Source organism: Streptomyces griseocarneus (assembly GCF_014655595.1).
Lineage (GTDB): Bacteria > Actinomycetota > Actinomycetes > Streptomycetales > Streptomycetaceae > Streptomyces > Streptomyces griseocarneus.
In genome coordinates, this window is record NZ_BNBL01000003.1 from 380,176 (window position 1) to 394,180 (window position 14,005).

Below are 14,005 nucleotides of genomic sequence, written 5' to 3' on the forward strand. Positions count from 1 at the left end.
AGGCTGTGGAGAACAATCGCTACCGCATACTCGTCGTCTCCGACATCAGCGGTATGGGCGGGGGCGGAATCCCCGTTTTCAATCAGCACCTCACCGAGGCTCTCGCCAAGCAGCATGACGTGACGCTGTTTACCGCGAAGCCCGATACCATGCCGCACGAGGGCGCTCGGATCGTCACAACGCCCGAGCGTCCCGGCAAGGATGTGGAATTTCGGGACTGGCTTGCTCAGCATGCCGCCCAGGATCCCCGGAGCCTCGGGCTGCCGGATCCCCAGCAGCGTCCGTTCGATCTGATCATCGGCCACTCCCGATTCTCCGGCCCGGCCGCGACCGAATTGCGGGATCGCTGGTATCCGGACGCACGGGTCGCGCATTTTCTGCACACCAGCCCGGAGCGGCTCCCGGAGGTCAAGCTCCCGAACGAACCGGAGAAGGCCAAGGAAAAGGCATTGCGGGATGCCACGGCCGAGCGCCAGGTGATGGAGCGGTCCGACGTGGTGGTCGGCGTCGGGCCGCTGCTGACCACAGAGGCCGAGCGGCTGGCATCGACCGGGCGGCATGTGCCGAGTTCACATCAGTTGATACCAGGTGCGAAGATCGAGGATCTCGTGCGGCACCGGCCCGAGGGCGGAAGACTCAACCTCCTCGTCATGGGCCGCACGGATGACGCGCTGAAGGGCGTCGACGACGCGCTGCGAGCGGTGAAACTGCTGAACGAGGAAGGCGTCGAGGTACACCTCACGATCCGTGGCGCGGACCCCGAGACCCTCGCCGATGCCGTGCGGGATGCGCACAGGTTGGGCGGTGCTCAAAACGTCACGGTCAAGCCCTTCACCGACAACGGCGACGAGCTGAAAAAGGACGTCATCGCCGCCGACGCCGTCATCATGCCGTCCAAGCACGAGGGCTTCGGCCTGGTTGCCACGGAGGCGGCAGGCCACGGCATTCCCATCCTCGTCAACCAGGAGAGCGGTGCGGCCGAGTTCCTCGGGGACAAGAGCCGAATCGACCCCAAGATCGGCAAGCCGTGCATCGTCCCCGAGCCGACCGGCCCCGGTCAACGGCCCGGCGCATGGGCCAAGGCCATCAACGACCTGAAGGCCGACCTCCCCCAGCGTCGCGAGAACGCCAAGGAGCTCCGCGAGGCGCTGAAGGCCTACTCGTGGGACAACGCGGGGCAGTGCCTCGTCGAGGCTGCCATGAAGACGACGCCGAAGACCCGGCTGGGGCAGGGCGGTCCCGTGGCGCAGCAGCGGCTCGCCACCGTTCAGGGGCCGGACGGAAAGCTGCTCGGCGGCGAGAACCGGGCCGGTGCGACACGGGCCGCGCCGCCCGGTCCTCAAACGGCCCTCGCCAGGGCGGCCAGTCTGACCTCTCCGGGTGTTCGTCCTCCGGCCCAGGCGGACGCGGCACGGCCCACCCGGCCTGGGCCCGCCCCCGCTCCCCGCCCGTTCCATCTGCCTCCGACCCAGCCGGGCCCGGGCAGGGGCCCCAGCCGCTGACGTCCTGTCCCCGTCCATGCCCCGCCCCGCGAGCGTCCGTGGGCGGGGCTGGCGGAGACTGGTGGGGTGAGAAGTGAGAACACGCCCTTCGAGGGCGGGCCCATGGACGGGCGCGTGCTGCCCGTGCTGCTCGGGCATACGGGGTTGCCGCCGAAGGTCTACCGGATTCCCGTGCCGGCGGCGGAGGGCGGGGTGGCGCCCACCGTGCTCGTCTACCGGCGGGTGCAGGCGGGGGTCACGCGCCGGCTGGGGCTGCCCAGGGGGTGGAAGTACGTCTACGACCCGGAGGGGGAGCCGGAGCCGCGGATCAGGTGGCCGTGGTCGTCCCGCTGACTCCACGCGGGTGACGCGCGGGGCCGACGGGGCGGCTCCGGGGCTTATCGGGCCTATTAGTCATACCGGGCGTGGCACGATCGGCCTCATGCCGTGCATCAGTCGTCTCGGTCGTGCCGTCTGCGCCGCCGCGCTCGCGGCGAGCACCGTGCTCGCCGTGCCCGCGCCGACGGCCGGCGCGGCGCCCGCCGCGCCGCCCGAGCAGCCGGTCAGCGCGCTGCTGACGCGCCTGCGGGCGCTGTACCGGCAGGCCGAGGAGGCCACCGACAGCTACACGGCCACCGGGAAGAAGCTCAGGAAGCAGCGGGCCGAGGCCGAGCGGCTGACCAGGGAACTGGCCGACACGCGGCTGGCGCTGCAGGCCGGGCGGGACGCCGCGGGGCGGATCGCCCGTGAGCAGTACCGGGGCGCCCGCGGCTTCTCCCCCTATCTGGAGTTCCTGCTCGGCGCCGACCCGCGGCAGGCCGCGGAGCGCGGCCACGCGATCGCGCTCGCGGCCGAGCGCAGGGCGGGCACCGTCGAGCGGCTGCGGTCCGGCGAGCGGCGCGCCGCCGCCCTCGCCTCCCGGGCGCGCGACGCCCTCAACTCCCAGCAGACGCTCGCCACCGCGCACAAGCGGCAGCGCGACCGGGCGCGGCAGCAGCTCGGCGAGGTCGAGCGGCTGCTGGCCTCGGTGACCAGCGAGCAGCTCGCCGAGCTGCGCCGGCTCGAGCGGCGCGCGTAGCCCACCCCGCCGCCCCCGACCCTCAGCCGCCCCGGCCCTCAGCCCGCTGCCGCCACCGCCGTCGCCTCCGCCACGAACGCCTCCGCCTTCGCCGCGTCGAAGAAGTAGTCCTCGAAGTCCGCGGGGTCGTCGTAGCCGTTGGCGAAGCGGTCCGCCACGTGCTGCAGGCCGCCCGCCGCCGCGATCAGGCTGCGGACGTGCCGGGCCGGCGAGCCGAGCATGGCGTTGGTCCATCGTGTGACGTGCCGGGCCGAGGCCCAGTACCGCTCGAAGGCCATCCGCATCCAGTCGGCGTCGAAGGGCTCGTCGCCGCGCTCGATGATCGAGGCGAGGTACGAGGCCGCGCACTTTGCGGCGGAGTTGGAGCCCTGGCCGGTGAGCGGGTCGTTGACGACGACGGCGTCGCCGACGCCCAGGGCCAGGCCGCCGGAGGGCAGCCGTCCGACGGGGTCGCGGACGGTCGGGGTGTAGCGCCCGGCCAGGGTGGCGTGGGCGTCGGTGAGCTCGACGGCGGTGGCGCGGCCGTACTCCCAGGGGGCGTACCGCTCGAGCAGCTCCAGCGTGCGGGCCAGGTGCTCGCCGGGGCCGTCGACGTGCCGGAAGACGTCGAGGGGGCCGCCGGGCATCCCCTCCCAGAAGAGGATGTCGGCGCGACCGGAGGTGGTGAGCGTGGGGATGACCCACAGCTCGCCGGCGCCGGGGACGAGGTTGCAGCGGGCCGCGTCGTACTCCGGGTGTTCGGCGCGGGGGCCCAGGCCGTGGACGTAGGCGAGCGCGAGGGAGCGCTGCGGGGTGTCGTACGGGGAACGGGCGGTGTCGCGGGGGAAGAGGGACACCAGCTCGCCCTTGCCCGCCGCGACCAGCACGAGGTCGTAGCGGTGCGCGAGGAAGTCCAGGTCCGAGACGGTCGCGCAGTGGATGACGAGCCGGCCGCCGCGTTCGGCGAAGGTGTCCAGCCAGCCGGCCATCTTCACTCGCTGGTCGACGGACTGGGCGGGCCCCTCGAGCCGGCCCACCCAGTCGATCAGCCGCTGCACGCCGGGCACCCCGGGCAGGGTCCCGGCGACGGACAGGCCGAGGCCCTCGACGCGCGGGGCGAGCGCCTCCCAGAAGTTGAGGCCCAGCTCGCGCTCGTAGCGCAGCGCCGTGCGGAACATGATCTGGGTGGACATCACGCGCCCGGTGCGGATCTCCTCCGGCGTGCGGTTCGACATCACGGTGACGTCGTAGCCCTTGGCCTGCAGGCCGAGGGCCAGCTGGAGCCCGGACTGGCCGGCTCCGACTATGAGGATCCGTCGCACGGTGGGTTCCCCTCCGATCGGGTGACTACGCCGGGTTGACGCCGTGGCCGGCACGTACGGACGGGGCTCCCGGAAGGCCCGGTGAGACCTCGAGGGCCCGCCCGACGAGGGTCAGCAGCGTCTCGACGACGCTGATCCGCTGCCGGGCGTCCATGATCAGGACGGGGACGTCCGGGGCCAGCGCCAGCGCCTCGCGGACCGCCTCCGCCTCGTGGCGGGGCGTGCCCTCGAAGTGGTTGACGGCGACGACGTACGGCAGGCCGCCGCTCTCGAAGTAGTCGAGGGCGGGGAAGCAGTCGGTCAGGCGGCGGGTGTCGACCATCACGACCGCGCCGATGGCCCCGCGCACCAGGTCGTCCCACATGAACCAGAACCGCTTCTGGCCGGGCGTGCCGAAGAGGTAGAGCACCAGGTCGGCCTCGAGGGTGATCCGCCCGAAGTCCATGGCGACCGTGGTCGTGGACTTGCCCGGGACCTCGGCCGGGTCGTCGACGCCCTCGCCGGCCGACGTCATGACGGCTTCGGTCCGCAGCGGGGTGATCTCGGAGACCGATCCGACGAAGGTGGTCTTGCCGACGCCGAAGCCGCCCGCGATGACGATCTTCGTGGCGGCGGGGGCGCGGGAGAGGTCCGTCTGCCAGCTCGCGGCCCCCTCCTCCTCCCCCGCCGACGCGTGGGGGGACGTGTCAGAGTCTGCGTAGTCCACTGAGCACCCTTTCCAGCAGCGCGCGGTCCGGCCGGCCGGGGGTGTGGCCGGAGCCGTAGACGCGGATCCTTCCCTGGTCGGCCAGGTCGCCGATCAGCACCCGTACGACGCCCAGCGGCATCTTCAGCAGCGCGGCCACCTCGGCGACCGAGCGCAGCCGTCGGCACAGCCCGACGATGGCGCGGGCCTCGGGCAGGACCCGGGAGGCCAGCCCGCCGGGCCCCGGCGCGTCCGGCCCGGGCTCCGCGCCCGGCGACGCGGCCGGGGCGCCCACGAAGGTCTCGACGAGCAGCACGTGGCCGAAGCGGGTCCGCCCGCCGGTGAGCGAGTACGGGCGGACGCGCGCGCTCCTGCGGATCGCCGGCCCGCCGCCCTGCCGCGGGACGGCGGCCCTGGCCCGCGCGGGCACGCGCCGGGGCGCGGGCGGGGCGGCCGCGGCCGTGGTCATCCGACGGCCTCCACCGACTGCCGCAGCTCCCGGCGGAGTTCGGGGGTCAGGACGTGTCCGGCCCGGCCCACGAAGAGCGCCATGTGGTAGGCGACGACGCCCATGTCGCAGTCGGGGGCCGTGCGGACGCCGAGCAGCGAGCCGTCGCTGATCGTCATGACGAACAGTCCGCCGCCGTCCATCGCGACCATGGTCTGCTTGACGGCTCCGCCGTCCATCAGGGACGCCGCGCCCGTGGTCAGGCTGCCCAGGCCGGCGACGATGGTGGCGAGGTCGGCCGTGGAACCGCGCGGGCCGGCCGGGGCCCCGGGGGGCGGTGGCGGGGCCGGGTGTTCCGCGGTGGAGGAGAGCAGCAGCAGGCCGTCGGAGGAGACCACGGCGACGGACAGCACGCCCGGCACCTCCTCGACCAGGTCCGACAGCAGCCAGCGCAGATTGCGCGCCTCGTCGCTCAACCCGAAGACAGTGACGCCAGTGGTGCGCGTGGGGGTTACTGGCGTCGCCCCCTGGGAATATGCAGTCAACCGCGTGCCTCCTCGACAGTGCCGCCCTCGTCCGGCGCCCCCGCTCGGTTTCGATCAGTACCACGATCACGCTCCGCCAGCTCCGCCAACTCCGCCTCGGAGTCCCGGCGTCCGTCCCGCGCGCCCTGCTGGAAGCCGGCGAGCTTGCGCCGCAGCGCCTCGGCGTCCACGCCCTGCCGCACGCTCAGCGGCACGGGCGTGCGAGCCACGACCCTGGGCGTGCGCTTGGGCAGCGCCGGGCCCGTGCCGTGGCCGGGCCCCGCCTCGCCGGCCCCGTCCGGGGCGGGCTCGGGGCGGGGCTGGGGGCGCAGCGGCTCGGGGCGCGGGGCCTGGGCGTACGACGGCTGCGCGTAGGGCGTCTGGGCGTGGGAGCCCGGCGCGTGCCTGGGCTGCGCACGCGGGGTGCGCGCCGGTGCCTGCGCCGGTGCCTGCGCCGACGTCCGCTCCGGCTGCGGCGCCCGGGCGTACGGGGACGGCTGGGGCGTCCGGGCGTACGACGCCGGGTGCGTCCCCTGCCCGTGCGTCCCCCCGGCTGCCCCGGCCGCCCCGGCCTCCACGGGTCCCGGGGCGTACTGCCCGAACTCCCCGTAGGACTCGTAGGAGTCGTAGGAGTCGTACGACTCGTAGGGTTCGTGCGGCTCGTGCGGCTCGTGCGGCTTGTTCGGCTCGTGCGTCACATGCGATGCGCGCGACGCGTGCGGCCGGGGCGTGGCCTGGGGTGGCACCCCCGGGCGGGCGTGGCGCCCGGGGGCGGGGCCGTCGTCCGTCAGGGGCTGCCCGGCCGCCGGGCCCGGCATCTGCCAGGCCGGGCCGGGGATTCGCCGCACGGTGGTGAGCTGGATGGTCTGTTCGTCCTGCTCGACCCAGGGCCCGGAGCGCCGCTGGCCCGGCAGGACGGGGTGCTGCGGGCGGCCGGGGAGCGCATGGGAGTTGGCCTCGGCGACCGCGCCCGGCAGGTCGGCGTGCGGCATGGTCCGCGCGCTGCCCGGTACCGGCGGTGCGGTGGCCGGGTCGCTGACGGCCGGGGGCTCGGCGGGCAGCAGGTGGCCGGGCAGGACGACGACGGCTGTGATGCCGCCGGGCCGCTGCTCCCGCAGCTGCACCCGGACGCCGTGCCGGGCGGCGAGCCGCGCGACCATGTACAGGCCGAGCCCCATGACGGGCTCCTCCTGCTCGCCGTGGCCGGGCCGCCTCAGGTCCGGGTCGGCCTCCGCCAGCAGGGCGTTGAGCTCGCCCAGCCGCTCGGGGGCCATGCCGATGCCCTCGTCCTGGACGGAGAGCATGACCTCGCCGTTCTCCAGCAGCCAGCCGCAGACCTGCACCTGTACGTCCGGCGGGGAGAAGGCCGTGGCGTTCTCCAGCAGCTCGGCCACCAGGTGGCTGACGTCGTCGGCGGCGAAGCCGGCGACCTGCGCCCGGGCCGGGAGGGAGTGGATGCGCACGCGTTCGTAGCGCTCGATCTCGCTGACGCCGGCCCGCAGGACGTCCAGCAGCGGGACGGCCCCGGCGTGCCCGCAGCTCTGCTCGGCGCCGGCGAGGACGAGGAGGTTCTCGTTGAAGCGACGCATCCGGGTGGCGAGGTGGTCGAGCTTGAAGAGGACCTCCAGGCGGTCGGGGTCCGCCTCGTGGGCCTCCATGGACTCGATGACGGTCAGCTGCCGCTCGACGAGGCCCAGCGTGCGCCGCGAGAGGCTGACGAAGGTGGAGTGCACCCGGCCGGACAGCCCGGCCATCCGCTCGTCGAGCTCCTGGAACCGGCCGCGCAGCGCGTCGCGTTCGTCCGCGAGGTCCTGCCGGGCCACGTCCAGGCGGTTGCGCTCGCCCTCGAGGAGGGCGATGCGCTCGCGCATGCGCACGACCGTGCCGTGCAGGACGTTGACGGAGCGGGCGATCTCGGCGAATTCGTCGTCGCGGCCCCGGAAGGCGACCGGTTCCTTGGTGACGGGGTCGGCGCACACCCGCCGGGCGCCGGCCCGCAGGGCGGCGAGCGGGCGGGTGACGGAGCGGGCGGACTGGACGCAGGTGCCGAGCACGAGGAGGAAGCAGAGCGCGGCGAGGGTGCCGCGCACCTCCAGGGCCGTCGCGTCGTGGTCGCGCAGGGCGGCCAGGCGGGCCATCTGCTCCGTGGCGAGGCCGGATTCGAGGTCGCGCAGGTGGTCGAGGCGGGTGGTGAGCGCGGCCCGCACGGGACCGGGCCGCTCGATCTCCGCGGCGGCGACCTGCGGCTTGGCGGCGAGCCGGTCCAGCCGGGCCTGGGCGTCGGCGACCTGCGCCCCGGTGACCGTACGGGCGTACTCGGCGCGCAGCGCGGCGGGGGCGAGCAGGCGGAACTCCTCGAGCGCGGCCCGCTCCCGCAGGGCCGCCCCCTGGGCGAGGGCGGTCAGCTGCGGCTGCGTGCTGCGGGCGGCGAGCGCGGCCAGGAGCAGGCCGCGGCCGGCCGAGGCCTCCTCGACGGCGCGGCCGAGCGCGGGCAGGGCCGTCGCCTCGTCGGACCGGGCGCGCGAGGGCAGCCGGTGGGCGAGGGAGGCGGCCGTGGCGTGGAGGGCCTGGACGGTGGCGGTGTAGGCGGTGAAGACCGTCCGGGCGTCGGCGGTGCCGGCCAGGGCGCGGCGGCGCACCTCGGGCAGCGTGTCGAGCCGGCGCTGCAGGGAGAGCGGCGCGGTGGTGCGGAGCTCCTCGATCTGGCGGTCGACGCGGGCGCGCCGGTCCTCGGACACGCCGACGGGCTCGGGCACGCCGCCGCGCCCGGCGGCCGCGTACTCGGTCATGGCGTCGCGCTCGTCGGCCAGGGAGTGGGCGAGCGCGACGGCACCGCTGCCGGTCGTGGCGAGGGCGGCCAGGCGGCGGGAGTCGCCGAGGTCGCGTATGGCGTCGGAGATGCCGAACGCGCCCGCGCCCAGGGCCGTCAGGGAGACGACGGCGACGGAGGCGATGAGTCGGTTGCGTACGCGGGCGGTGCGCTCCGGCACTCCCGATGTCTGCTGTTCGCGCTGGCCGCCGCGAAGTCGCTTCTTCCGCACCGGTGCTCGCAATCTGCTGTCGTCCGTGTCCCACCCCTGGTGGCCCCTGGCTGGTGGCACCGACCGCATCCCCCCGGCAAGTGCCCACTCAGGTAAACAGCCCGGCGCGCCGGAAGGATGCGCGTCAACGGGTGGGGAAATTCGGGCATCCTGCACACTGGTCGCATGCGCATCGAACTGGCCACTCAGCCCGGGGATTCGCTTCGCCCGAACGAGGATTTCGTGTCGGTCGCCCTGCCCGCCTCGGGCCACGGCGGGGCCCTCGTCCTGCTCGACGGGGTGACGCCGCCGCCGGACGGCGCGACGGGGTGCGCGCACGGCGTTCCGTGGTTCACGGCGCGGCTCGGCGGCGCGCTGCTCGAACTGGCCGCCTCACGACCCGACATGACGCTGCGGGAGTGCCTGTCGGCCGGCATCTCCCGTACCGCCGACGCCCATCGGGACGTCTGCGACCTGTCCCACCGGCGCACCCCGCAGGCCACCGTCGTCCTCGCGCGCTGGGACGCGGGAGCGGTGGAGCACCTGGTCCTGTCGGACTCCGCGCTGCTGATCGAGGGGCCGGGCGGCGCGGTGCGGGCCGTGCTCGACGACCGGATCGCCCGCCTGGCGGCCCTGGGCCCGGTGACGGACGGCCAGCGCAACGCCGAGGGCGGCTTCTTCACGGCGGCCGCGGACCCGGCCGTGGCCGGCCGGGCGGTCACCGGCACCACTCCTCGTACGGACGTACGAGCGCTGGGCGCGCTCAGCGACGGCGCCGCCCGCTGGGTGGAGGTGTTCCGGGAGGGCGGCTGGCGGGAGTGCTTCTCGGTGCTGGCGAAGGAGGGGCCGGGGGCGCTGATCGAGCGGGTGCGCGAGGCGGAGCTGGCCGACCCGGACGGACGGTCCTTCCGGCGCGGCAAGCCCCATGACGATGCGGCAGCCCTTTACGCTGAATTGTAATGAGATGCGCTCTTTGTCCGAATGCCGGACCCGTCACCGCGCCGCGGCTACGCCTCCGCCCGCTCGTTCAGCTGGTGGAGCAGCCGGGCCAGCTCGGCGATCTCGGCGCGGTCCCAGTCGGCGAGCTTGCTCATGTAGAGCGTGCGCCGGGCGTCGCGCACCCGGGTGAAGCGGGCCCGGCCCTCGTCGGTGATCTGGACGAGGGAGGCCCGGCCGTCGGCCGGGTCGGGCTCGCGGTCGACGAGGCCGAGGTCGTACAGGGCGCGCAGCTGACGGCTCATCGTGGCCTTGCCGACGCCGAAGTACGCGGCGAGGTCGGTGGCCCGCTGCTGGCCGGCCTCCTCCAGCCGGACGAGCAGGCCGTACGCCGCCGGCTCGAGGTCCGGGTGGACCTGGCGCGCGAGCTCGCCGGAGGAGGCACGGGCACGGCGGAGGAAGACCGACAGCTCCCGCTCCAGGGCGAGGAAGGCCCGGTCCACTCCCGTGCACTCGCCCGGGCCCGGCCCGCCTCCCTCGCCGGACGGCGTACTGGTCTCGTGCACGTGAGGCCCTCTCCTGCGTTCTCAGCCACTGAAAAATGTCCGCGGCCGCGGCACGTCGCCGCGGCCCCGCCAGTATCGCCCACTCCCCCCACCCTGGTCTCGGAGGCAGCTCATGCCCGTGTACCGCTCCGGTCCGGGCCGCCGGACACCCCCCACCACGGCGGCCTACCTCGTCTCCCTGCTGACCGCGCTCGCCCTGGTCGTCACCCTCCCGTCCGCCACGGCGGCGTCCGGGAGCGAAGGACGCCCCGGCCACCCCGACCGGGACTGGATGGGCTCCACCATCCGTGCCCACGAGACGGCGCGCGCACTCCCCGGCAACTCCGCGCTCGCCCACGTCGAGGGCGTCGACGTCAGCAGCCACAACGGCAACGTCTCCTGGTCGAAGCTCTGGAACAGCGGCGCCCGGTTCGCCTACGTCAAGGCCAGTGAGGGCACCACCTACACCAACCCCCACTTCTCGCAGCAGTACAACGGCGCATACCGGGAGGGCATGATCCGCGGCGCGTACCACTTCGCGCTCCCGGACAGCTCCAGCGGCGCCGCGCAGGCCGACTACTTCACCGACCACGGCGGCGGCTGGTCGAGCGACGGCAGGACGCTGCCCGGCGTGCTCGACATGGAGTACAACCCCTACGGCAACCAGTGCTACGGCATGTCCGCCGGCCGCCTGATCGACTGGATCGAGGACTTCTTCGACACCTACCGCGAGCGCACCGGGCGCGACGCGGTGCTGTACACCTCCACCACGTGGTGGAAGAAGTGCACCGGCAACCACAGCGGATTCGGCAACTGGAACCCGCTGTGGATGCCGCGCTACGGCTCCGCCTCCGGCGAGCTCCCGGCCGGCTGGGGCTTCTACACCTTCTGGCAGTACACCGACTCGGGCCCGACCGTCGGTGACCACAACCGCTTCAACGGCACGTACAACCGCCTGAAGTCCCTCGCCTACGGCTGACGCCCGCACGGGTGCCGCCGGCAGGACGGCGCGCACGAGCAGGGCCCCCGGCGCCATCGGCGCCGGGGGCCCTGTCGCGTTCACCGGTACGGACCGCTACCGGCGCAGGTCAGCCGCAGGTGCCCGCCGGGCGGGTGCGGGTGACCAGGTCGGTGTAGCCGGTGGTGCCGTCGAGCCACACCACCTGCTTGCCGCCCGCCGCCGCGGCCGAGACCTGCTCGCCGCGGTTGCAGGAGACCCGCGCCCGGGCCCCGCCGTCCACGCCGAACTGCCACAGCTTGGCCATCGACTCGTTGCGGTAGCGGACGTCGGGCAGCTGGGCGGTCACGGTCACCGCGGCCTCGGAGGCGGTCAGGTCGGACGCGTACAGCGCGTCGTCCCCCGTCTCCTTGCTGAGGTCCACCGTGCCCGTGCCGTCGACGTTCGCCCGCCGCACCGCGGTCTGGCCCTGGTCGACGACCTCGTCGGCCAGCCAGTAGACGTGCTTGCCGGTGACGGCCGTCTGGCCGACGCTCTGCGGGGTGCCCAGCTGCGGCATCAGCGTGCGCGCGCCGCTCGCCAGGTCCAGCACCTCGACGCCCATCCGGTACGTGTCGCCCTCGGGGTAGACCTTGGCGTACGCGATGCGCCCGCCGCCGATGGACGGCACGGCCGAGCCCAGCTCGGCCTTGCGCCCGTCCACCCAGGTGGGCTCCTTGTCACCCGTGCGCAGGTACCCCGCGTGCCGGGCGCCGAAGGAGTCCATGGTCTCGAAGGTCACCACGGCGCCCTCGACCCGCACGCCGCGCACGAGGTCGGTGGTGGCGTACAGCTTCTTGACGGGACCGCCCGCGAGCGGCCGGGACAGGACCTCCACGCCCGCCGGCCCGTACGCCTCCCACACCACGCTCTTGCCGTCGGTCGCCGGGTTCACGTGGAAGCGGCCGTCGTTGGGGCTCAGCAGCTTCGGGGATCCCTTGCCGTCCGTACGGCCGGCCCAGACCGAGTAGGCCTCGGTGCCGTCGTCGTTGGACTTGGACGCGGCCCACCAGCCGCCGCCCGCACCGACGGAGGTGTCGGCGGTGTTGAGCCTGCCGAAGAGGCGGTCGGTGTCGACGCCGAGGGCCTCCTCCCAGTTCGGGACGATGCCGTGGGCGTTGAACGACCGCTTGACGACGTTCATGTCCTTGGCCGACACCTTGAGGGCCTTGGCGGCGGCGATGACCGCGTTGCGGCCCTCGGTGAAGCCGTCGAGCGGCGTCATGTACTCGCTGAGCGCCTTGTAGGCGATCTTGTCGGCGAGGGTGCGGCCCAGGTCCTCGCGGATGTCCCACAGGGCGCCCGAGAAGATCGTGGAGTTGAGGTGCACGCCGCCGTTGTCGTTGGCGAAGCCGACGCCCAGGAAGTTCTTGGACGTCGTCGCGCCGTCGTTGAGGTCGCGCAGCGCGCACTGGCGCGGGGACTTGGTGCGGCACAGGTCGCCGCCGAGCAGGCCCGCGTCGGGGTGGTCCATGGCCATGCCGGCCGCGTCCACGGCGATGGCGTTGCCGAAGTAGTCGGCGACCGCCTCGTTCAGCGCGCCGGACTGACCGGCGTAGACCAGGCCCGCGGTGTTCTCCACCACGCCGTGCGTCATCTCGTGACCGACCACGTCCAGGTCGGCCGAGAGCGTCTTGTACTCCTTGTCGCCCGAGCCGTACACCATCTTGGTGCCGTCCCAGAAGGCGTTGACGTACGGCATGCCGAAGAAGGTCACGCCGACGAGGGAGTTGATCGTCCCGCCCCGGCCGTCGAGGCTGTCGCGGCCGTGGACCTTCTTGTAGTAGTCGTAGACCTTGCCCGCGGCCCAGTGCGCGTCGACCGCGCCCGCGTCGGTGGCCTCCTTGGGGAACTGCGGGCTCTTCGACCCGAACTCCTTGATGCCCTCCGGCCAGCGGCCGGAGGCCTCGTTGGCGTCCTTCTCGCGCGCGTCCCAGGTGGCGATCAGGTTCTTGCTGGAGTCCCACATGCGCGCGTGGTCGCGCATGATGAACTCGCCGCGCTCGGTGTCGAAGTACAGGCCCAGCTCGACGGTCGTGCCGTCGAGCTTGACGCCGGAGCCCGCGACGCCCGGGTGGCGCCCGGCCTCCTCGGGGGCCTTGCCCGCACCGGCCTTGCCCCCGGCCTCGCCCTCCGCGGGGGCCGTCTTCGCAGCGCCGAAGGTCTTGATGGCGCTGTACTGCAGCACCGGATAGCCGGCCTTGGCGTCGATGTACACCTCGCGCAGCACCGGCTCGCCCGAGGCCGGGTCGGTGCCCCGTACGGTGACGTGGTGGGCCAGCACGCCGGCGCCCTTGGGCAGGACGACCAGGCCGCGTGCCGTGCCGGTCAGCGTCCGGCCGGCCGCCAGGCCCTTGCCGTCGCGCGCCGCGGCGACGGCGGACTTGTCGGTCTTCTTGCCGCCGAGCCGGGCGAGGGTCGCGCCCACGGCCCGCCGGACGGCGAGCTCCTCACCGATCTCGGCCTTCGTCCCGGCCTTGAGCCCGGTGAAGTACTTGCCGGAGGTGCCGGTGACGACGCGCTTGCCGTCCTTCTTCTCCATCCGTACGACGTACTGGCCGCCCAGGACGTCCACGCCCCGGTGCTTCTGCTGCAGCCGCACCGTCTCCGACGCCCCGGTCGTGAGCGTCTGGACGGGCTTGAGGTCGCGCGCCGGATCGGCGATGCGGTACCGGCTCTGCTTGTCGGCCAGGTGGCCGCGGGCGGCGTCGGCGGCGCTGCCGCCGGCCTTCACCTTCTCCCGGATGCCGTCCACCAGGGACGGGGTGGAGGTGCCCGTCCCCGGGATCACCTCGGCGGGGTCCTGGCCGGCCGGGGCCGCGAGGGCCTGGCCGGGCACCGCCGAGACGACGAGGGCGGCAGCGCCCAACAGCGCCGCCGCCCCTGCTATTCCGCTTTTCGTAGCCGGTCTTCCTGAACGTGCTCTGGGCTTACGCAAGGATTCCCCCTCCGTACGTGCCGGAACGCCGGAACATCTGTGTGGTCGGGGG

The 14,005-nt window shown here is 73.9% G+C and carries 12 protein-coding genes; 5 read left to right on the plus strand and 7 right to left on the minus strand.

Annotation, left to right across the window (positions count from 1 at the left end; all coding sequences use genetic code 11):
- The first annotated feature begins 5 nt into the window (after positions 1–5).
- From IE295_RS10445 to IE295_RS10455, 3 genes are all read left to right on the plus strand, one after another.
- A complete protein-coding gene (locus IE295_RS10445; protein WP_190063274.1) occupies positions 6–1,502 on the plus strand; it encodes a glycosyltransferase family 4 protein in 1,497 nt (498 codons plus the stop codon).
- A 66-nt stretch (positions 1,503–1,568) separates the two neighbouring features.
- Entirely contained in the window at positions 1,569–1,835 is a 267-nt protein-coding gene (locus tag IE295_RS10450; RefSeq protein ID WP_190063275.1) for a DUF8847 domain-containing protein, read from the plus strand.
- Between the two features lie 88 nt (positions 1,836–1,923).
- Positions 1,924–2,559: a coiled-coil domain-containing protein gene (locus tag IE295_RS10455; protein WP_190063276.1), complete on the plus strand. Its 636-nt coding sequence runs from the start codon at positions 1,924–1,926 to the stop codon at positions 2,557–2,559.
- A 38-nt stretch (positions 2,560–2,597) separates the two neighbouring features.
- Here IE295_RS10455 and IE295_RS10460 read toward each other — a convergent pair whose 3' ends face one another.
- The 5 genes from IE295_RS10460 to IE295_RS10480 form a co-directional block, all read right to left on the minus strand.
- The gene (locus tag IE295_RS10460; protein ID WP_190063277.1) at positions 2,598–3,860 is read right to left on the minus strand and encodes a styrene monooxygenase/indole monooxygenase family protein; all 1,263 of its coding nucleotides are present in this window, start codon (positions 3,858–3,860) and stop codon (positions 2,598–2,600) included.
- 25 nt (positions 3,861–3,885) lie between these two features.
- The gene (locus IE295_RS10465) at positions 3,886–4,566 is read right to left on the minus strand and encodes a GTP-binding protein (RefSeq protein WP_190063278.1); all 681 of its coding nucleotides are present in this window, start codon (positions 4,564–4,566) and stop codon (positions 3,886–3,888) included.
- Positions 4,547–5,014, minus strand: a complete 468-nt coding sequence (locus tag IE295_RS10470; RefSeq protein ID WP_190063279.1) for a DUF742 domain-containing protein — start codon at positions 5,012–5,014, stop codon at positions 4,547–4,549. Before IE295_RS10470 ends, IE295_RS10465 begins: the two co-directional genes overlap by 20 nt.
- The gene (locus tag IE295_RS10475) at positions 5,011–5,469 is read right to left on the minus strand and encodes a roadblock/LC7 domain-containing protein (protein ID WP_224323054.1); all 459 of its coding nucleotides are present in this window, start codon (positions 5,467–5,469) and stop codon (positions 5,011–5,013) included. Before IE295_RS10475 ends, IE295_RS10470 begins: the two co-directional genes overlap by 4 nt.
- Before the next feature lie 65 nt (positions 5,470–5,534).
- On the minus strand, positions 5,535–8,507 hold the full coding sequence (locus IE295_RS10480; protein WP_224323053.1) for a nitrate- and nitrite sensing domain-containing protein: 2,973 nt from the start codon (positions 8,505–8,507) through the stop codon (positions 5,535–5,537).
- A 216-nt stretch (positions 8,508–8,723) separates the two neighbouring features.
- On the opposite strand from IE295_RS10480, the gene IE295_RS10485 reads away from it, so the two are divergent.
- Positions 8,724–9,497 carry a hypothetical protein gene (locus tag IE295_RS10485; RefSeq protein WP_190063281.1) on the plus strand — a complete coding sequence of 258 codons (774 nt, stop codon included), beginning with the start codon at positions 8,724–8,726 and terminating at the stop codon, positions 9,495–9,497.
- 47 nt (positions 9,498–9,544) lie between these two features.
- Here the strand turns inward: IE295_RS10485 and IE295_RS10490 are convergent, their stop codons facing one another.
- Positions 9,545–10,039: a MarR family winged helix-turn-helix transcriptional regulator gene (locus tag IE295_RS10490; RefSeq protein ID WP_190063282.1), complete on the minus strand. Its 495-nt coding sequence runs from the start codon at positions 10,037–10,039 to the stop codon at positions 9,545–9,547.
- Positions 10,040–10,151: 112 nt separating this feature from the next.
- Here IE295_RS10490 and IE295_RS10495 point away from each other — a divergent pair, with 112 nt between their 5' ends.
- Positions 10,152–10,997, plus strand: coding sequence for a lysozyme (locus tag IE295_RS10495; RefSeq protein WP_190063283.1), 846 nt, complete (start codon positions 10,152–10,154; stop codon positions 10,995–10,997).
- 109 nt (positions 10,998–11,106) lie between these two features.
- Here the strand turns inward: IE295_RS10495 and IE295_RS10500 are convergent, their stop codons facing one another.
- A complete protein-coding gene (locus tag IE295_RS10500; RefSeq protein ID WP_190063284.1) occupies positions 11,107–13,953 on the minus strand; it encodes a M4 family metallopeptidase in 2,847 nt (948 codons plus the stop codon).
- Between the last annotated feature and the right edge of the window lie 52 nt (positions 13,954–14,005).